This window comes from Streptomyces xanthophaeus, from assembly GCF_000725805.1.
Lineage (GTDB): Bacteria > Actinomycetota > Actinomycetes > Streptomycetales > Streptomycetaceae > Streptomyces > Streptomyces xanthophaeus.
This window is the reverse complement of sequence record NZ_KL647133.1, coordinates 289,145-307,407: the sequence shown is the minus strand read 5'-3', so window position 1 is coordinate 307,407 and position 18,263 is coordinate 289,145. Positions and strand designations below refer to the sequence as shown.

General features: G+C 73.1%; 17 protein-coding genes and 1 pseudogene. 9 read left to right on the top strand and 9 right to left on the bottom strand.

All coding sequences use genetic code 11. The features are described from left to right. Positions 1-213: 213 nt before the first annotated feature. The 3 genes from IO30_RS0133950 to IO30_RS0133940 all read left to right on the top strand — a co-directional run bounded on the left by IO30_RS0133950 (position 214) and on the right by IO30_RS0133940 (position 2,688). On the top strand, positions 214-882 hold the full coding sequence (locus tag IO30_RS0133950; RefSeq protein ID WP_031149526.1) for a helix-turn-helix domain-containing protein: 669 nt from the start codon (positions 214-216) through the stop codon (positions 880-882). A 64-nt stretch (positions 883-946) separates the two neighbouring features. Beyond that, complete coding sequence (locus IO30_RS0133945; RefSeq protein ID WP_031149525.1) at positions 947-1,504, top strand: hypothetical protein; 558 nt, start codon at positions 947-949, stop codon at positions 1,502-1,504. Further along, a complete protein-coding gene (locus IO30_RS0133940; RefSeq protein ID WP_031149524.1) occupies positions 1,501-2,688 on the top strand; it encodes an MAB_1171c family putative transporter in 1,188 nt (395 codons plus the stop codon). The genes IO30_RS0133945 and IO30_RS0133940 overlap by 4 nt, the downstream gene beginning before the upstream one ends. Here the strand turns inward: IO30_RS0133940 and IO30_RS0133935 are convergent. Both IO30_RS0133935 and IO30_RS47765 read right to left on the bottom strand, forming a co-directional pair. Then, positions 2,685-3,461, bottom strand: coding sequence for a bestrophin-like domain (locus IO30_RS0133935; RefSeq protein ID WP_031149523.1), 777 nt, complete (start codon positions 3,459-3,461; stop codon positions 2,685-2,687). The genes IO30_RS0133940 and IO30_RS0133935 overlap by 4 nt on opposite strands. A 95-nt stretch (positions 3,462-3,556) precedes the next feature. Next, positions 3,557-4,141 (bottom strand): hypothetical protein, encoded by a 585-nt coding sequence (locus IO30_RS47765; RefSeq protein ID WP_031149522.1) that lies wholly within the window; start codon positions 4,139-4,141, stop codon positions 3,557-3,559. Positions 4,142-4,282: 141 nt separating this feature from the next. Here IO30_RS47765 and IO30_RS46535 point away from each other — a divergent pair, with 141 nt between their 5' ends. Further along, positions 4,283-5,506 carry a cytochrome P450 family protein gene (locus IO30_RS46535; RefSeq protein WP_031149520.1) on the top strand — a complete coding sequence of 408 codons (1,224 nt, stop codon included), beginning with the start codon at positions 4,283-4,285 and terminating at the stop codon, positions 5,504-5,506. 60 nt (positions 5,507-5,566) lie between these two features. On the opposite strand, the gene IO30_RS0133920 is transcribed toward IO30_RS46535, so the two are convergent. Next, on the bottom strand, positions 5,567-6,502 hold the full coding sequence (locus IO30_RS0133920) for a helix-turn-helix transcriptional regulator (protein ID WP_063768485.1): 936 nt from the start codon (positions 6,500-6,502) through the stop codon (positions 5,567-5,569). Positions 6,503-6,525: 23 nt separating this feature from the next. Continuing rightward, on the bottom strand, positions 6,526-6,966 hold the full coding sequence (locus tag IO30_RS0133915; RefSeq protein WP_308443090.1) for a DoxX family membrane protein: 441 nt from the start codon (positions 6,964-6,966) through the stop codon (positions 6,526-6,528). A 145-nt stretch (positions 6,967-7,111) separates the two neighbouring features. Between IO30_RS0133915 and IO30_RS44095 the strand changes: the two are divergent. From IO30_RS44095 to IO30_RS0133895, 3 genes and pseudogenes are all read left to right on the top strand, one after another. Further along, positions 7,112-7,686, top strand: a pseudogene (locus IO30_RS44095) (hypothetical protein); the annotation flags it as partial. Positions 7,687-7,710: 24 nt separating this feature from the next. Continuing rightward, positions 7,711-9,024: a sensor histidine kinase gene (locus IO30_RS0133900; protein WP_051902765.1), complete on the top strand. Its 1,314-nt coding sequence runs from the start codon at positions 7,711-7,713 to the stop codon at positions 9,022-9,024. After that, entirely contained in the window at positions 9,012-9,668 is a 657-nt protein-coding gene (locus tag IO30_RS0133895) for a response regulator transcription factor (protein WP_031149510.1), read from the top strand. The genes IO30_RS0133900 and IO30_RS0133895 overlap by 13 nt, the downstream gene beginning before the upstream one ends. Before the next feature lie 5 nt (positions 9,669-9,673). On the opposite strand, the gene IO30_RS0133890 is transcribed toward IO30_RS0133895, so the two are convergent. Then, positions 9,674-10,231, bottom strand: a complete 558-nt coding sequence (locus IO30_RS0133890; protein WP_051859175.1) for a hypothetical protein — start codon at positions 10,229-10,231, stop codon at positions 9,674-9,676. Between the two features lie 182 nt (positions 10,232-10,413). Here IO30_RS0133890 and IO30_RS0133885 point away from each other — a divergent pair, with 182 nt between their 5' ends. Together IO30_RS0133885 and IO30_RS0133880 are read left to right on the top strand one after the other, a co-directional pair. After that, a complete protein-coding gene (locus IO30_RS0133885; RefSeq protein ID WP_031149506.1) occupies positions 10,414-11,130 on the top strand; it encodes a hypothetical protein in 717 nt (238 codons plus the stop codon). Positions 11,131-11,295: 165 nt separating this feature from the next. After that, positions 11,296-11,511 carry a DUF6243 family protein gene (locus IO30_RS0133880; RefSeq protein ID WP_031149504.1) on the top strand — a complete coding sequence of 72 codons (216 nt, stop codon included), beginning with the start codon at positions 11,296-11,298 and terminating at the stop codon, positions 11,509-11,511. Positions 11,512-11,629: 118 nt separating this feature from the next. Here IO30_RS0133880 and IO30_RS0133875 read toward each other — a convergent pair whose 3' ends face one another. The 4 genes from IO30_RS0133875 to metG form a co-directional block, all read right to left on the bottom strand. Further along, complete coding sequence (locus IO30_RS0133875) at positions 11,630-12,184, bottom strand: DUF6939 family protein (RefSeq protein ID WP_031149502.1); 555 nt, start codon at positions 12,182-12,184, stop codon at positions 11,630-11,632. A gap of 109 nt (positions 12,185-12,293) precedes the next feature. Further along, positions 12,294-14,894 carry a bifunctional serine/threonine protein kinase/MFS transporter gene (locus IO30_RS45715; RefSeq protein ID WP_078904898.1) on the bottom strand — a complete coding sequence of 867 codons (2,601 nt, stop codon included), beginning with the start codon at positions 14,892-14,894 and terminating at the stop codon, positions 12,294-12,296. 39 nt (positions 14,895-14,933) lie between these two features. Further along, entirely contained in the window at positions 14,934-16,172 is a 1,239-nt protein-coding gene (locus tag IO30_RS0133860; RefSeq protein ID WP_063768484.1) for a glycosyltransferase 87 family protein, read from the bottom strand. Positions 16,173-16,377: 205 nt separating this feature from the next. Next, entirely contained in the window at positions 16,378-18,096 is a 1,719-nt protein-coding gene (metG, locus tag IO30_RS0133855) for a methionine--tRNA ligase (RefSeq protein ID WP_031149497.1), read from the bottom strand. Positions 18,097-18,263 lie beyond the last annotated feature (167 nt).

The following is an 18,263-nucleotide window of genomic DNA, read 5'->3' as shown; positions in this document are numbered from 1 at the left end:
GGGCTCCCCCTCCTCACGGTCTGGATCTTCATTTCCTGTGGCGATCCTGCTACCGACTTCATTCGAGTGTCAACTATTGTGGCAATTCCAGCCTGCCGACAGCTCATTCCCGCCACAGCTGTGGCAAGTTCTGGTCCTCCGGAGGCGGAGCGGATAGATTCCAGTGGCCGACACGTGCCCGTACCGACCTCGCGCGATCTAGGAGAACCACTGGTGACAGACGGCTTCCCGGCTCCCGTCGCGGTGGCCAACGCACCCTTGGCAGCCACCGTCACACGGGTTGCCGAACTCGCGGGCAAGATGGGCCGCGAACTGAACCAGGTCTTCGACCTGCGGCGGCTCTCGGAGGCCTCCGGCGTCCCCACGGACGTGGTCAGGACCCTGCTGGAAGGACGGCCGGCCGGCGAACCCGATCTGCAGGCCCGTTTCCTCCAGCGCCTCGACCTGCTGCGGCGCACCCGGGTCAAGTCCAACGGGCGCCGCTACACGCAGCAGGAGATCGCCGACGGCGCGGGCATGTCACGCCAGCAGGCCGGGGCGCTGATCAACGGCGACCGTCGGCCCACCATGGAACACTGCGACGCGATCCAGCGGTTCTTCGGCGTCCACGCGGGGTTCCTCACCGCCCACGACGCCGACGCCCTGACCGACGCGCTCCAGCGGACCGAGCAACAGCTGCTTCAGGACTTCGCTGGCCGCGCGCGGGAAACCGTACCGGCCTCGGCCGCTTCGGCAGGCGATCCGCTGGCAAGACTTCTCCAGAACCACGGAGTGCGGGGCATCGCCTGGCGCGCCGCACAACTGCCCAGCGACAAGCACCGGGACAAGGTGACCGAATGGCTGGACATGCTCCTCGAAAGCGTAAAACCGAACGAATCCTGACCCAGTCGAAAGTCTGGGTCTGATCCTTGAGTCCTGGTCCGGATCCGCGCCGACGGGGAGAACGGTGAGCATAGGCAGAGAGCAGCGGCGGTTGTGCGGGGAGCTGGTGGCCGGCATCCGGCTGACCGCCCCCGTGGAACCCGTGGACCTCTACGCTGCCCTCTGCGAGGGCATGAGCAGACACCGTGGCCGCAGGGTGGACTTCCGGATGGCCGCGTTCCCGCCGGGCACGGCCAGCGGGCTGTGGCTCGACATGGCCGACCGCGACCTGGTGGTCATCGAGGAGCGCACCGCTCCGGACCACCAGCTGGTGATCCTCGGCCACGAGCTGTGGCACATGAAGGCGGGCCACTGCAGCCACCACGTCGACGGCGCCGCCGTCGCCGCGCGGCTGCTGACCGACGAGGCGGACATCGGCGAGACCGTCCGGCGCGTGGCAGCGCGCACGCGCGCGGACGTCCAGGAGGAGACGGAGGCGGAGACCTTCGGTTTACTGCTGGGCAGCAGGTGCAGGACGTGGCTGGCCGGTTCGGCGAGCCACCGGGCTCCGGCCCAGCGTGACCAGTTGGCGGGCCGGATCGAGGCCTCGCTCGGATACCGGGGGCACAGGAACGACCGTTGAACGGCGAGGACTACTACATACCGGCAGGCGCGATGGCCATCGCGCTCGCCTTCAAGGTGCCGGCCCTGCGGCACAACTGGCGCGACCCGCTGCTGCGCTCGGTCTGCGCCCTGCTGACCCTGGCAGGGCTGGTCTTCACGTTCGCCGCGCCGCCGACCATCGCCGCGGTCAACCGCTGGACCGGCATCGTCAACGTCTCTGCCCCGCTGGTGTACTGCCTGATCACCGCGTTCAGCGCGTCCTGCCTGGTCCTGATGGTCAACTGGCGGGGCGGGCCGCCCGAAGAGACCAGGCGCATCTCACGGCGCTGGATCCTGGCCTACAGCATCGTGATCGTCGCCCTGGTGGCGCTGTTCGCCCTCGGTGAGACCCCGGTCGAGCGGCTGCGCGACTTCGACACCTACTACGCGAACACGCCGTACATCGGCATGATGATCACGCTCTACCTGCTCGCGCACCACGTGGCGGCCGTCGTGATGGTCGTGCTGTGCTGGCGCTGGTCGCTCCAGGTGCGCGGCTGGCTCCGCGTCGGCCTGGTGATCATCGTCTCCGGCTACATCTTCAACCTGACCTACGACGCCACCAAGATGACCGCGGTCGTCGCCCGCTGGCTCGGGAACGACCTGGACGGCCTGAGCACCTACGCCGCCCCGCCGCTGGCCTCCCTGGGCGCGCTGATCAGCGCCATCGGTTTCGTGGTCCCCCTCGTCTGCCAGCGCCTCTCGGACAACTGGCACACCTGGACGACCTACCGTCGGCTCGGCACGCTCTGGCACGAGATGCAGATCTCCGCGCCCAGCGGTACCCCCTCCGTCCAGATGTCCTGGTGGACCGCCGGCGAGCTGCGCGTGATCCAGCGCGAATCCGACATCCACGACGGCTTCCTGCACCTGGGGCCCTACTTCGACACGCGCCACCGCGACGACGCCTATGCGAGCGCCGTCGCGGCCGGGGCCGACGAGGAGACCGCCCGCGCGGTCGCCGACGCCGCCATGGTCGCGGCCGCCGTCCAGGCGCGCTCCGCGGACCCGGAGGGCCGGGTCATCGTGGCCAGCGAGGAGACCGTGCTCGACACCGCGGACGGGCCGCGCGACCTGCTGAGGATCTCGCACGCCCTGCGCCACTCCCCGGTGGTCGCGTCCGTACGCCGGGAAGTGGCCCCGTCGGGCAGCAGCAGCCGCTAGCGGGCGGCGGCCGCCGCCAGGGTCGGGAACAGGTCCTGGAAGGGGCCTGCCGAATCGATCCCGTCCCGGCCGTAGGGGGCGTCGAAGCTCCACACCATGAACAGCAGGAACACGATCAGCGCGCTGAACAGCCCGGCCAGCAGAAGCTCCCGGCCCGACCGGCGGATCTGCAGGGTGAAGATCAGGCCGACCGTGACCACCCCGCCGACCAGCAGCCCGAACCAGACCACCCCCGGGAGCGTGGACTCGGAGCTCTGGGTCCGCGAGTGGCGTGCGTCGTCGGCGGCGGCGATGTGGTCCAGCAGCGGCTGGTAGGCCTGCGCCTGGAGCTCGGTGGCCGGGCTCTGGTGGGTGACGTCGGTGCGCAGCTTGCCGAGGAGCTGGGCCCCCTCGGGCGAGGCGCCCTCGCCCGAGGTCAGCAGCGGCCAGTCCACGGCCACGGTGTGGGAGACGTAGGCGTCCACCTCACCGCGGATCCGGTCGCGCACGGCGGCCGGATAGACGTCGGCGCGCTGGGTGACCTCGTACAGCGCCTGGGCCTCGCGGCGCACGCTGTCCTCGGCGGCGCCGCGCGCCTCCCAGACCCCCGCGATGGCCAGACCGAGCACGATCGCGTAGACCACGCCCACCATCATCGTCATGTACTCGATGACGTCGGGGGTTTCGCTGGTGTCCTCGTCATCGGCGGCCCGGCGGTGCCGGATCGCGGTGATGGTGAGGACGAGGGCGCAGACGAGCGCCATGGCGATGGCCAGGACCAGCCATTCGGACACGTGGATTCTCCCGGTGTGGATCGGTGGGGCGGTGGGTCAGTGGTGGGCGTGCGGAGGCCGCTCGCAGGCCGGCCCGCACGGGTCGGCCGCGCCGGTCAGCCGCGGCCCTTGGAGCGGGGCCGCAGCGCGGCGGCTGCGAGGACGGCGGGGGTGGTGACGACCACCATGAGCATCAGGGTGGACATGCCGGCCGGGTTGCGCCGTTCCACGGCGACGGAGCGGTACGGACGCACGTGGAAGGCGCTGACGCGCGCGACCGCGGCTGCGGGGAGGGCCCGCTCGGGGGCTTCGGCCGCGGCCCGTACGGGCTCGGCCGCCGGGCCCGGTGCGGGCTCCGCGGGCTTGTGGTCCTCGACCGCCCCGGCGGCCCCCGGCTCCGCGGCCGGTCCGCCCGGGACGGGTGCCGCCGGGACGGGACGGGCTGCCGGGGCGGCCGGCCCGGGGGGCCGGGGCGTGCCCCCCGGGTGGTGCACGGTCGGGCCGCCGGTCCCGGGCACGAGGGCCGGGACCGAGGGCTTGACCGACGGACGGGTCCCGGGGGGCCGCGGCTGCCCGGCGGGCACGCACAGGTCGATCCGGGCCCCCCGGCCATGGCCGTCGCCCGCGACCGCCACGTGGCCGTGCAGGGGGCAGAGCGCCGCCACCAGACCCGCCCCGGCGAAGTACTGCCAAGCGGTCACCGCGCGTCCTCCCGATTCCGCAGCAGATGTAGGGGTTACGCCTGAAGAAACGATCACGGCTCGGCTTCGATACGCGGCAGACAGGTCAAGATCCATGCCGCAGGGGTCACTTCAAGCCATCGGCGGCAGTAGCCTGCGCCGATGGACGAGTGGGAGCGCTGGGAACGACGGGTCCAGACGGCCGCACATCCCGTGGCGTACCGGCTGCTGAGCGCGGCCGGGGCGCGCGGCCCGGTGGTGCGGGTGCCGCGGGTCGGTGTGGTGGTCAGCGACGCGCGCCTCGCCCGTGAGGTGCTCATGGACCCCGAGCGCTGGACCAAGACGGGGCCGGGCGCGGCGGGCGGCCTGTGGACGTCGGTGCTCGGCCCGCGGGTGCTGATCAACACGGAGGGCTCCGAGCACGCGGCGCTGCGACGGCGGCTCGGCCCACTGTTCACTCCCGGCCATGTGGCGGCCGTCTGCGAACGGGTGCTGCGCGCCCCGCTGGCCGCCCTGGAGCAGCGGCTCGCCGCGGGCGGGGAGGTGGACCTCGTACGGGTCGTGCGCCGGGGCGCCACCGAGGTGATCCGCGAGCTCGTGGGGCTGCCCGACTCCTCGGCCGACTTCGCCGAGGCCGCCGCGGTGGTGGCGGGGGTCCGGCTCTGGCGCACCTCGCTGACCGGGCGTCAGGCGGACCGGGCCCGGGCCGCCCTGGCGCGCCTGAGCGAGGCGGCCGTGGCGGCGTACCGGGCTGGCGACGAGAGCACCGTGCCGGGGCGGCTGCGCGCGCTAGGCCTGGACGAGGCCGAGGCCCGGGGCGCGGTCGGGGTGTTCCTGCTGACCGGCACGGAGACGCTGGTGTCCTTCGTGCCGCGGCTGGTGGCGCTGGCCCATGACACCGGCCGGGGGCCCGAGGGGATCACCGACGCGCTGATCGAGGAGGCCCTGCGGGTCACCTCCCCCACTCCCGTGATGCTGCGCAGCGCGGCCGGGGCGGGGCGGCTCGGAGGGGTCCGGGTGCAGGCCGGGGAGCGGGTGGTCATCGCCACGCTGCTGTGCACGCGGGCCTACGGGCCCTTCGCGCCGGACCGGGCGGCCGCCGCGGCCCCTGCGGGCTCGGGGGACTCGGCGGGCTGCCCCCGTGCGGGTGCGGGCGGGGGTGCGGGCGAGGGCGTGCGCGATCCCGCGGAGCTGCGCCGGCTGTGGTTCGGCGCCGGGCCGCACTTCTGCCTGGGGATGCCGCTGGCGATGGCCGAGATACGGGCGGTGACGGGGGCCCTGCGGGGTTTTCCCGGGCTGGAGGTCGTGGGGCGCAAGCCGGCCCGGGGGGTGCTGATCCCCGGCTACGAGCGGCTGTCGCTGCGCGCGGCGCTCCCGGCGCCCTGATCCCGCTGCGGACGCCCTGATGCCGCTGCCGCTGCCGCTGCCGCTGCCCCTGGCCCTGGCCTACCGGTCCTGCCGTTGCCGGTCCTGCTGCCGCTGGTCCGGGTGCGCCGCCCCGGGGGCCCGTACCGGCGTCCGCGACGCGGCCTCGGCCAGGATCCGCAGGGCGGCCTCGGAGGGCGATCCGGCCGCCGCCGTGTAGGTGATCAGGCTCTGGTCGGGATCGTCCGGCAGGTTCAGGCTCTCGTAGGCGAGGGTGAACTCGCCGACCAGCGGGTGGCGCAGGTGGTAGCCGCCGTGGCTCTTCTCCGCCACTTCCTGGGCCGCCCACAGGCCGGCGAATTCCGGGCTGCGCTCGGACAGTTCCTCGACGAGCGCGGCGAACCGGCTGTCGTGGGGGTGGCGTCCGCGGTCGAAGCGCAGGTAGGCGACGAGGTCCTGGGCCTTGCGCTCCCAGTTGACGAACCGTCCGCGCACCTGCGGGTCGAGGAAGACCAGCCACGCCTTGTTGCGGCGCTCCGGGGGCAGGGCGCCGAAATCGGTGACGAGGGTGGCGAACAGCGGGTTCCAGGCCAGGATGTCGGTGCGGCGGCCGATGACGAAGGCCGGGGTCTGCGGCATCGACTCCAGCAGTCTGCGCAGCCCCGGCCGGACCTCCTGGGCCCGCTCCGCCCCGGCCTCGGCACCGGCGGACTCCCCGCCGCCGCGCCCCGCCGTGCGGACGAGCCGGGTGAGGTGGGCGGTTTCGGCCGGATCGAGGCGCAGGGCGGCGGCGACGGCGCCGAGGACGGAGTCGGAGACGTTCTCGGCGCGGCCCTGTTCGAAGCGGGTGTAGTAGTCGACGCTCACCCCGGCGAGCTGCGCCAGCTCTTCGCGGCGCAGGCCCGGCACCCGGCGGCGGCCTCCGTAGGAGCGCATGCCCACGTCCTCGGGGCGGATCCGTGCACGTCGGGACCTCAGGAAGTCGCCGAGATCCGTCCGGGGGCCGCTCTGGTTCATGCCCACGAGCTTACGCGGACGGCTCAGTCGACCGAGAGAGCCGGGCCCGTGATCATGAGGCCGAGATCGTGGCCGGCGTAGGCGAAGAACGCGAACATCACCAGCGCCGCTCCGCCGAGCGAGAGGTCCTTGAAGAACTGCGTCTGCTCCATCATCCGGGCCTGCGGGTCGCTCTCCTTCCAGAAGGGGTGCATCAGCAGGGCCGCGGCGAAGCAGAAGGCCGCCAGCGCCAGCGCGCCGAGGTCGGCCCAGATCCCGAGGGCCACGCTCACCGCACCCGCCAGCATGACCACGCCGCTGACGAAGGTGGCCGCGAAGGCCATCGGCACCCCGGGCGAGGCGGTGTACCCGGCCATCTCCCGGGTCTTCGTCACGTGGGCCACGCCGGAAGCGGCGAAGAGCAGGAGGAACAGCAGGCGGCCGATCAGTACGAGGACGTCCATCATGACCTCCCTGGAGATCACGCGCAGGGGCTATGTTCACTTATGTCCCCTTTACTATGATCCACTCGTCCGGCCCACTCCGCCACGGCGCCCGCCCCTCCCCCACCCGATGATCGGAACATCATCCGGCGGGGTCAGCTGGGATCAGCAGCGGCATCAGAGGAACGCCCTCGACCGGGGCATCGCCCTCCTCGCCCACCGGCTGCGGCACCGGGGCGCGCTGCTGATCGCCGCGGTGATGCTGGTGTTCTCCGTGCTCGGCACCGTGGTGGGCTTCGCCGAGGAGACCCTCGGGTTCTACGGCCTGCTGGTGCCGCTTCCCTGTGCGGATTCCTCCCCGGCGACCGCGAGCAGCAGGCGACCGCCGAGGACCAGGAGGAACCGGAACTGACCCGGCTGCACAAGGCCGTGCTGGTGCTGCTCGTCCTGGTCTTCTCCTTCATGATCTTCTCGGTCATCATCCTGGGCGCGGCCGACTTCGTCTCCCCCGCGCTGGTCATCATGCCGGCGCGCGGGGTCACCGTCATCATGAACAACTCGAAGATCAGGGCCCTGGTGGTCACCGCCTGGCAGTCGGCCAGCGGCTGGATGAACCTGTGGGTGCCCACCACCGCCGTGACCATCGACGGAGTCGCCCTCGCCAAGGTCGGCTACGACCGCTACCTGCGGTTCGTCTGGCCCCTGTTGGCCATCCTCCTCGTGCTGATCTGCGGTTTCCTGGCCCTGGGCGCGGTGATGTGACCCGCCCCCGCCTACGCTGGGCCCATGTCCGACTCCGTGTCCCTCCCCGAGCCGGCGGCCCCCGAACCACCCGTCGCCGTCTGGGCGGTGCTGCGCCGGCCCCTGCACTTCCTGGGCTCCTGGTGGCCCTGGCGGTGCTGGGGCTACCTCGGCAGCGGCTTCCTCCTCGGGTACGCCGTCCTGCTCACCCTGGCCCTGCTCCTGGGGCTGGGGGTGGTGCTCGCGGTGGCCGGGATCGGGCTGCTGCTCCTGCTCGGCGCCGTCGTGGGCGCGGTGCCCCTCGGAGCCCTGGAGCGGCGGCGGCTGCGCTGGGTGGAGCCCGCGCGGGTGCCGGACCCGCACGCCTCCCTCGCCGGCGCCGGGGCCGCGGCGTGGCTGCGGACGAGGCTGCGCGAGCGGGCCACCTGGCGGGAGCTGGGGTACGCGGCCCTGCTGGGACCGGTCTTCGGGGCCGCCGGGTTCGGGGTCGTCGCGCTCCTGGCCTTCGCCCTGCTGCTCGTGGCGACCCCGGTCATCGCCTGGGCCATCGCCCCGGACACCTTGATGCTGATCCCCGGCCGGCCGCTCTCCGGCCCGCTGGAGGCCTTCGGCGGCACCGCCGTGGGACTGCTCCTCGCCGCGGTGGCGGCGTACGCGGGAGCCCTGCTGGCCGGGGCCCAGGTGAAGACCGCCCGGCTGCTGCTCGGGCCGCGCGAGGAGGACGCGCGGGTGCTGGAACTGACCCGCTCCCGGGTCCGCCTCGTCGATGCCTTCGAGGCCGAACGGCGGCGCATCGAACGGGACCTGCACGACGGCGCGCAGCAGCAGCTGGTCGCGCTCAGCATGACCCTGGGGCTCGCCGAGCTCGAACTGCGCAAGGTCCCGCAGGCCGCCGAGGCCGCCGCCCTGGTGGGCCGCGGCCGCGGCGAGGCCAGGGTCGCCCTTGAGCAACTGCGGGAGCTCGTACGCGGGATCCACCCTCAGGTCCTCACCGACCACGGGCTGGCGGCGGCCGTGGCCGAGGTGGCCCTGCGCCATCCGGTACCGGTGTCCCTGGACCTGGACGTACCGCGGCTCGACGAATCCGTGGAGGTCACCGCCTACTTCACGGTCACCGAGGCGCTGGCGAACGCGGCCAAGCACAGCGGTGCCTCGCACGTCACCGTCGTCGGTAGGGTCGAGGGCGACCGGCTCACGCTCACCGTCACCGACGACGGCCGCGGCGGGGCCGATCCCGGCGCGGGAGCCGGACTGACGGGACTGGCGGACAGGGTGGCGATGTTGAAGGGCAGGCTGGTGGTGTCCAGTCCGGTCGGCGGACCGACCGAACTCAGGGCGGAGGTCCCGTGCTCCGGCTGATCCTCGCGGAGGACTCCGTCCTGCTGCGCGCCGGACTGACCGAACTGCTCACGCGCGGCGGCCACCAGGTCCTGGCGGCCGTCGGCGACGCCGAGGAGCTGCTGCGGGCGGTGGCCGCGGAGCGCCCGGACGCCGTCGTCACCGATGTCCGGATGCCGCCCGGACTGCGCGACGAGGGGCTGCGTGCTGCTCTCGAACTCCGCTCTCGTGACGCCTCGTTGCCCGTGCTGGTCCTCTCGCAGTACGTGGCCACCGCGTACGCGACCCAGTTGCTCACCGGGGCTTCGGCGGCCGGGCTGGGCTACCTCCTCAAGGACCGGGTCGGCGAGGTGGCCGAATTCCTCGACGCCCTGGAACGGGTCGCGGCCGGCCAGACCGTCATCGACCCCGAGGTGGTACGGGTCCTGCTCAGCCGCCGGTCCACGGCGGACCCGCTCGCCCGGCTCACCCCGCGCGAGCAGCAGGTGCTGGCCCTGATGGCCGAGGGGCTCAACAACCAGGCCCTGGCGGGCCGCCTGTTCATCAGCGAGGCCGCGGTCGTCAAGCACGCGTCCAGCATCTTCATGAAGCTCGACCTGGACGCCACCGAGGGCAACCGCCGCGTCCTCGCGGTCCTGGCCCACCTGTCGGGCCGTCAGGCCTGACCGGGTCAGCACGCCTGCCGTGCGAGGTCCTCGAACGCCTCTCGCGTCATCGTGCCCCGCAGGGTCAGGACCTCTCCGGCCGGCAGCCCGGCCAGTCGGCGGGCGTCGAACGTCACCGAGGCACTGTAGGCGTAGGAGTCATCGGGATCGGCGAACGCGAGCTCGTAGGAGTGGCCCGGTACCAGGTCCTGTGGACCGCGGCTCTCGGCCGCCCATGACGCGGGCGGGGCGAACAGGGGGAAGTCCGCGGCCTCGTGCAGCCCGGGGGCGTACCAGCCGTTCCAGGACTCCTCCGTCGGGGAAGCTCCCGGTGCGACGTCCTGCGCCCCCTCCGGCGCGGGCCCGTCCGCGCCGCGGAGGCCGGTGCCGCGCAGCCCGGGGGCGCGTACCCGGCCGTCGCCCCCGCACGGCCGCAGCAGCGCGTGCGCGGCGCCCTGCTGGTCCACGTACACCGCGGCCAGCGGCCGTTGCTCGGGCGAGCAGCCCGCCGAGGACAGCACGATCACCCCGCCCAGTGCCGCGCCGAGGCAGGCTCGGACCTTCGCACCCGTCCAAACCCGCATCGATCCACCCCTCCGTGAGCCTCCACCCCGCGCGCAGTCTCGCACGCGGGGTGGAGGCATCGGACGGTGAGGCGGCGGACAAGGCCTTGCGGTCGGCGGCCTGGTTCTCCTGGCCCGGGGTTCGCTCGAACTGATCGAGTGCGAAACTCAGTTGGGACACGACGACCAAGGGAGTCCAGGGCATGGCAACAGGTGCCTCCGAGGGCCAGGATCCAACAGCAGGCATACGCGGGCAGCGGGTCCTCGACCTCCTGGACAAGGCGATCGACCTCCAGAGCCCGCTGGTGCGCAAGAACATCGCCCGGGCCCGCCAGCGGAACCCCGGGGCGACACCGGCGCAGGTGATCCGCAATCTGGAGCGGATGTACGTCAGTGCCCTGACCGGGACGGGCGCTGCCGTCGGCGGAACCGCAGCCGCGCCCGGCGTCGGTACGGGAGTCGCACTGGCACTGTCGGCGGGCGAGGCCCTCTCCTCTCTTGAGCTGGGCGCCCTCTTCGCGCTCTCGGTCGCCGAAGTCCACGGAGTCCCCATCGACGAGATCGAACGCCGCCGGACGATCGTGATGGGCATCATGCTCGGCGGGGGCGGCTCCGCCACCATTTCCAAGGTCGCCGAGCGCACGGGGCAGCACTGGGGCCGTCAGGTGGTCGCGAAGGTGCCCGTCGAGACGTTGCGGCAGATCAACAAGATCCTGGGGAGGAACTTCGTCACGAAGTACGGGACCAAGCAGGGAATCATCGTTCTCGGCCGGGTGGCACCGTTCGGCATCGGCGCCGTGATCGGTGGCGGCGCCAATGCGGCCATGGCCGGTCTGGCCGTGAGGGCCGGCCGTCGCGCGTTCGGCCCGCCCCCGGCGTCGTGGCCGTCGCCGGCTCCCAGCACCCCTCCGACCTCCTAGGACGCGCAAGGGTTGGTGTGCGGAGCCGACGGAAGCGGGTAACGTCTTTCAGACGCCGATTTACGAGTGAGAGCGTGATGGGCCCCTGCGGACGTCCTTCGACGTCGCCGCCCGTCCCCCGCCGGTGAATCCGTAGATCACTTCGCATCATGACCGGGAGAACCCGTGACCGTCAGCAAGAACATCAACAACCCCGTGGGCCAGGGCGGCGGCCAGCGCAAGAGGCTGTCCCGCGCCGAACGGCAGAACAACGGTCCGCACCGCAACCTCGACCGCCAGGGTGCCGCCGACCAGAAGGCGGAGCTGGTGCGCAAGATGCGCGAGAAGGCCGGCGTCGACGAGGGCGCCGGGCAGGCGGGCGACGACACCGCACAGGACTGACACGCCACCCCGCCGCAGGGCGGGCACCGTACGGGGCAGGGCCCGGACCGCGACGCGCGGTCCGGGCCCTGCCGGCGTACCGGGAGCCTTGCCGGCGTACCGTGCGCGGCCGGTCCGGTCAGCTCCCGTCCTCCGCGGGCCAGCGGCCTTCCACGTGCAGCCGGATGAGCGCGGCGTGCGAGAGCGGGCTCGTGAGGTCGGCGACGTCACCGTTGGTGGTGTAGTCGAGGAGGACGACGTCCGTCTTGTCGCGGAGCCGCTCGACCAGATCCGCGACGCGGTGTTCGAGGACCCACCGGTAGGCCGGCAGGTAGATCCGGCGGCGGGCCGTCTCGTAAGGCAGGAGCCGGTCTCCGCCCGGTCCGGTGCGGTGGCCTCGGACGGGGCCGTGGCGGCGCACCGTCCGCTTCAGCCCCTTCATCGTGGTGACGTCGAGCTTCGCCGGATCGACGTCGGCGTGCTCGAAGACCTTCAGGGCTTGCCAGATGCCCTCCACCGACTGGCCCGTCACACCGTCGCCGTAGGGCACCGGGATGCCGCCGTGCGGGTAGAACGGGCTGAGCCGCACCCACGGCTGCGCCGCCCTGGAGGTCACGTCGATGATCTCCGCGCCGGGGAACGCGGCGTTCAGCGACGCCTCCCCACGGCGACGGCCGGCCACACGGATCGGCATTTCAAGGCTCCCCTGCCTCGGTGACATGAAGCGCCCAGCATTCCCCACGCCACTGACATCTCTCCGGGTACGGCCGACGGGCGGCCGCCGGACCGCCCGTCGCGGGGGCCTACGTGCCCTGCTGCGGGGCCCTTGCCCTGATCATCAGGGCGGCGAGCAGGCCCGCGAGCAGCAGGCCGCCGGCCGCGCACCACAGGGTGGTGGTGTAGGCGCCCAGCACCTCCAGGGTGAGCGCGTCGGGCTCGTGCGAGGCCTCGCTCAGGCGGTTGACCATGACGGTGCCGAGCAGGGCCCCTCCGATGGCCTGGCCCAGGTGGTGGGCCGTGGCCAGGGCGGCCGAGGCCGCGCCGGTGTGCTGCGGGGTGACGGCGCCGGTCACGGTGGCGTAGAGCGGTACGAAGGCCAGGCCCAGGCCGAAGCCGACGAGCAGCATGCCGGGCAGTACGCCGCCCTCGTACGTGCTGTCGGCGCGCAGGCCCGCGAGCAGGGCCACCCCGACGGCCGTGACCGCCAGGCCGGCCAGGACCAGGACCCGGGGCGCGGTACGGGTCAGCAGGCGCGCGGCGACCTGGGTGGCGCCGACCAGGGCCGCGGCGGCCAGGGGCAGCTGGCCCAGCCCGGCCGAGGACGCGCTCTCGTCGAGGACCTGCTGTGCGAAGAAGCCCAGGCCCGGGAAGAGGGCGACGAAGGCCACGCCGACGAGGAGGAGCACCAGGAGGGAGCCCAGCCGGCTGCGGTCCGCGAGGAGGTGCGCCGGGAGCAGCGCGCCGGACGCCCTGGCCTGCCACCGCAGGAAGGCCACGATCAGCGCGACGCCCGCCCCGAGCAGTGCCTGGGTCTGGCCGGACCAGCCGATCGTCTCGGCCTCGGCCAGGCCGTAGGTCAGGGCGGCGGCTCCCGCCGAGCCCAGGAGCACGCCGAGCGCGTCGAAGCGGGCGCCGGTGCGGCCCGGGCGGTCGGGCAGCAGGGTGAGGGCCCCGACCAGGGCGAGCACGGCGAGGGGGACGAGCGACCACAGGGCCATGCGCCAGTCCGCGGCCTCGGAGATCCAGCCGCCGGTGAACACGCCGAGCGCGCCGCCGCCCGCGGCGACCGTCGCGTAGATCCCGAAGGCCCGGGCGCGTTCCTTGGGGTCGGTGAATCCGGTGGTCACCATGGACAGTGCGGCCGGGGTCAGCAGGGCGGCGCAGGCTCCTGCAAGGGCGCGGGCCGCGATCAGCATCTCGGGGTTGGCCGCCAGGCCGCCGAACGCTGCGGCCGCCGCGAATCCGACCAGGCCGGTCACCAGGATCCGGCGGGGCCCGAAGAGGTCGGCGAGGTGACCGCCGAGGAACAGCAGCCCTCCGAAGCCGAGCAGGTAGGCGGCGAACAGCGGGTCCAGACCGGAGACGTGGAGGCCGAGTGCGGCCTGGGCCTGCGGCAGGACGAGGGTGAAGTGCGCCGCTTCGACCAGCACCAGCAGTTGGGCCAGGGCGAGCACCAGCAGGCCCCACCAGCGCCTGGGGTGCGGTGCGGCCGGACCCTCGGAGACGGAGAGCGACAGGGGCGGGCCGAAGCCTTGTGCCGCGCCGAATCCCTGCGCCGGGGGCGTGGGGGCGTACGCGGGCGGCGGGGGCGTGGACCCGTACGGGGAACCGGGCTGCGGCTCCCGCTGGGGCGGCACGAGGCGCGGGTCGGGCGTCGCGGCGGGCGGGCCCGCGGCCGCAGCTCCGGCTCCGGCTCCCGCTCCGGCTCCGGCTCCGGCTCCGGCTCCGGCTCCGGCTCCGGCTCCGGCTCCGGCTCCGGCGACGCCGCTCGACCCGGCGGGCGATGCCGGGGCGTAGTCCAGCAACTGCGCTGCATGGCGCCCCAGTTGGGCCAGTACCGTGCCCGGCAGCCACTCCCCGACACCGTCCGCCGTCGTACGCGCGGCCACCTCCTCGGGGGTGGGCCGCAGGGCCGGATCCTTGTGCAGGCAGGCGGCCACGAGGTCGACGAGCGACTCCGGGACCCCGGTCAGATCGGCCTCCTCCTCGGCGACCCGGAAGAGGTGGGCGTTGAGCCCGGTGTCCCCGGCGCCGAAGAGGAGCCGCCCGGTGGCGGCGTAGACGAGCACGGCGCCGAGGCAGAAGACGTCGCTGGCGGAGGTGAGTTCGAGGCCGCGGACCTGTTCGGGGGACATGAAGCCGGCCGAGCCGATCAGCATGCCCGTGCGGGTGTGCAGGCTGTCCCCGGTGAGACTCTCCATCGCCCGGGCGATGCCGAAGTCGATGACGCGGGGGCCGTCGACGGTGACGAGGACGTTGGAGGGTTTGAGGTCGCGGTGGATCAGACCCGCCCCGTGCACGGCCTGCAGGGCGAGGGCGAGCCGGTTGGCGAGGGTGCGGACCGAGTCCTCGGGCAGCGGCCCGAAGTCCTTGGCGACCACGGTGTGCAGGTCGGGCCCCGGGATGTACTGGGTCGCCACCCAGGGCACGGCGGCCTCGGTATCGGCGTCGAGCACGGCGGCCGTCCAGCTGCCGCCCACCCGCCGCGCGGCGGCGACTTCACGGGCGAAGCGCCTGCGGAACTCGGGGTTCCCGGCGAACTCGGCCTGTACGACCTTCACCGCCACGGTACGTCCGCCCTCGGAGCGGCCCAGGTAGACCAGGCCCATGCCGCCCGCGCCCAGCCGGGCGATCAGACGGTACGGGCCTATGCGGTGCGGGTCTTCGGCGATCAGCTCGTCCACGGGAGCAAGATAGTCGAACTATCCAACAGCTGGGGACCATCAGGCGATTCGGGTGTCCCGCTCCTGCGCCCGGCCCCGTGTCCCGGCGGACCGGAAGGAGCCCGTCACGATGCGGGAGGCCCTCGGGGCGGCCCGCCCGACGGCCCCCTGGACGGCCGCCGACCGGGCCCAGAGCGCCAGCAGGACCGGCAGCGCCAGATAGCCGAAGCGGCCGGCGGGTGCCAGCAGGAAGGCCAGCGTGAGGCCGAGGGCGAGGCGGTCGGCGGCGGCCACCAGGGTCCGCGGCGGCCGCACCGCCAGCGAGAGCGCGACCACCAGAGCGCCCCCCAGGAGCAGTCCCACCGTCAGGTACCAGCCCCAGTCACCCAGTCCGGCCAGCAGCCGCCCCGGCAGCGGACTGCTCGCCGGGGTCGGCACCTCGGCCCGCCCGGTGGGGAAGGCGAACACCTGCCGCCACAGCTCGCCCGGCTGGAGCACCGCGCCCGGCAGCACCAGCAGGGCCGTGCCGGCCAGTGTCACCAGCGCGCAGCGGACCGCGGCCCGCCCGCCCCGGCAGGCCGCGAGCAGGGCCACCGCCACGGCCACCGCGGGCAGCGCCGTCCACTTCAGCGCGCACGCCCCGGCCAGCGCCGCTCCGGCCACGGCCGGCCGTCCGGCCGCAGCGGCCGCCAGGGCCAGGCAGCACAGTCCGGCCAGGGGCAGGTCCACCCCGCTCACCGCCAGCGGCAGGGCCACGACCGGGGAGGCCACCAGGGCGGCCGGGAGGGCGGGCCGGGTACTGCCCAGCACCCGCCGGGCCGCCCACAGGCAGCCGAACAGGGTCGCCGCGCACCAGATCCGGGCATCGCCCAGCAGCCGCACGACCCAGCCGTCGCCGCCCGCGCCGCCACCGCCGAGCAGCGCCCGCGGGAGTCCGAGCAGGGCCGTGCCCGGCAGGTAGGGGGTGTACTCCTCGACCCGCTCGGGCCCGTCCACGTAGAGCCGGCCCGACTGGAGCAGGAGCCGCCCCGCCCGCTCGATGACCGTGACCTCCGACTGGCCCCGTCCGGTCAGCACGAGCCAGAGCAGGGGCACCGCGACGGCCCCCAGCAGGGCCGCCACCAGCGCCTCGCGGCGGCGGCCGAGGAGGGTGGCCGCGGCGGCGGCCAGGTACCCGGCGGCCGCGCACCAGCCCCAGAGCCGGTGCGGTGCCAGCGTGGAGAACAGCGGGAAGGACAGGGCCCAGGCGGCTGCGAGCAGCCAGCCGACGGTCCGGTGAACGGTGCGGGAAGGGGTCATGGACCCATTCCAGCCGCGGGGCCCCGCCCGGTCTGCACGCTCAAGGGGACACTTCGCGGTGGGGTTTTCCCTACCCGTAGGGGGTGTTGGCGGGGCGTTCGCGGGGGCGTCGGTACGGCCGGATACGCGTGAGGGGCGCGACCCTGTAGGTCGCGCCCTTCACGTCACGTGCTCATCGGGCTCCGGTCAGCCGCGTGCCGACGGTTCAGGCCGCCTCGGGGGAGCCGCCGAAGCGCTCCTTGTACGACTCCAGGTCCTCTTCGGTGATCTTCGCGAAGAGGACCGGCGGGACGGTGAACGGCGTCCCCGCCGGAACGGCGTCGAGGGCCTTGGCCTGCTCGGGGGTCACCCAGGCCGCCGTGTCGTCGGCGAGCGTGAACGCGGAGCGCATGGCGCGGGCCGAGGCCGGGATGAGCGGCTCGGAGACCACCGAGTAGAGGTGGATGAGGTTCATCGCGGTGCGCAGGGTGAGCGCCGCGCCCTCGGGGTCGGTCTTGATCTCCAGCCAGGGGGCCTTCTCCTCCAGGTAGGAGTTTCCGGCCGACCACAGGGCGCGCAGCGCGGCCGCGGCCTTGCGGTACTGGAGGTCCTCCATGTGGCCCTCGTACTCGGCGAGGAGCTCGGCGATCTGCTCGCCGAGCTTGGCCTCGGCCCCGCCGGCGGCGGTGCCCGCCGGGACCTCGTCGCCGAAGCGCTTGCGGGAGAAGGAGAGCACGCGGTTGACGAAGTTGCCGAGGGTGTCGGCGAGGTCCTTGTTGACCGTGGCGGTGAAGTGCTCCCACGTGAAGGACGAGTCGTCCGACTCGGGCGCGTTGGCGATGAGGAAGTAGCGCCAGTAGTCGGCCGGGAGGATCTCCAGCGCCTGGTCGGTGAAGACGCCGCGCTTCTGCGAGGTGGAGAACTTGCCGCCGTAGTACGTCAGCCAGTTGAAGGCCTTGACGTAGTCGACCATCTTCCACGGCTCACGGACACCGAGCTCGGTGGCCGGGAACATCACGGTGTGGAACGGGACGTTGTCCTTCGCCATGAACTGCGTGTAGCGCACGTCCTCGGCCTCGTACCACCACGACTTGTAGTCGCGGTTCGCCGGGTCCAGGTCCGACCACTCCTTGGTCGAGCCGATGTACTCGATCGGGGCGTCGAACCAGACGTAGAAGACCTTGCCCTCGGCGGCCAGCTCGGGCCAGGTGTCGGCCGGCACCGGGACGCCCCAGTCCAGGTCGCGGGTGATGGCGCGGTCGTGCAGGCCCTCGGTCAGCCACTTGCGGGCGATGGAGGAGGCCAGCTGCGGCCACTCCTCCTCGTGCTGCGCGACCCAGGCCTCGACCTCGTGCTGGAGCTTGGACTGGAGGAGGAAGAGGTGCTTGGTCTCGCGGACCTCCAGCTCGGTGGAGCCGGAGATGGCCGAGCGGGGCTCGATCAGGTCCGTGGGGTCCAGGACGCGGGTGCAGTTCTCGCACTGGTCGCCGCGGGCCTTGTCGTAACCGCAGTGCGGGCAGGTGCCCTCGACGTAGCGGTCGGGGAGGAAGCGGCCGTCGACCGGCGAGTAGACCTGCCGGATCGCACGCTCCTCGATGAAGCCGTTCTTCTGGAGCTGGCGCGCGAAGTGCTGGGTGATCTCGCGGTTCTGCTCCGAGGAGCTGCGGCCGAAGTAGTCGAAGGACAGCGCGAAGCCGTCGTAGACCGCCTTCTGGGCGTCGTGGGCCTGCGCGCAGAACTCGGCGACCGAGAGGCCGGCCGCCTTGGCGGCGAGTTCGGCGGGGGTGCCGTGCTCGTCGGTGGCGCAGATGTAGAGGACGTCGTGGCCGCGCTGGCGGAGGTACCGGGAGTACACATCCGCCGGAAGCATCGACCCGACCATGTTGCCCAGGTGCTTGATCCCGTTGATGTACGGAAGCGCGCTGGTGATCAGGTGTCGAGCCATCCTCGGATGCTCCATTTCATATATGCGGTACCACGTGGCCTGCCGGGCGACGATGCGGTTCATCGTATCGAACCGCCCAAAGGCCACGTCCCGCTTTTTCACTGGGTGGACATACGTGAAAGCGAGGGCAGTGACCTCTCCGTCACGGCCCTCGCAATGGGCCAATG

Excerpts from the sequence above, each read along its gene's own strand:
- metG (WP_031149497.1), bottom strand. The coding sequence starts at position 18,096 with ATGGCTCGACACCTGATCACCAGCGCGCTTCCGTACATCAACGGGATC.
- IO30_RS0133885 (WP_031149506.1), top strand. The coding sequence starts at position 10,414 with ATGGCAACAGGTGCCTCCGAGGGCCAGGATCCAACAGCAGGCATACGC.
- IO30_RS0133860 (WP_063768484.1), bottom strand. The coding sequence starts at position 16,172 with ATGACCCCTTCCCGCACCGTTCACCGGACCGTCGGCTGGCTGCTCGCA.
- IO30_RS46535 (WP_031149520.1), top strand. The coding sequence starts at position 4,283 with ATGGACGAGTGGGAGCGCTGGGAACGACGGGTCCAGACGGCCGCACAT.
- IO30_RS0133890 (WP_051859175.1), bottom strand. The coding sequence starts at position 10,231 with ATGCGGGTTTGGACGGGTGCGAAGGTCCGAGCCTGCCTCGGCGCGGCA.
- IO30_RS0133920 (WP_063768485.1), bottom strand. The coding sequence starts at position 6,502 with ATGAACCAGAGCGGCCCCCGGACGGATCTCGGCGACTTCCTGAGGTCC.
- IO30_RS0133900 (WP_051902765.1), top strand. The coding sequence starts at position 7,711 with ATGTCCGACTCCGTGTCCCTCCCCGAGCCGGCGGCCCCCGAACCACCC.
- IO30_RS0133875 (WP_031149502.1), bottom strand. The coding sequence starts at position 12,184 with ATGCCGATCCGTGTGGCCGGCCGTCGCCGTGGGGAGGCGTCGCTGAAC.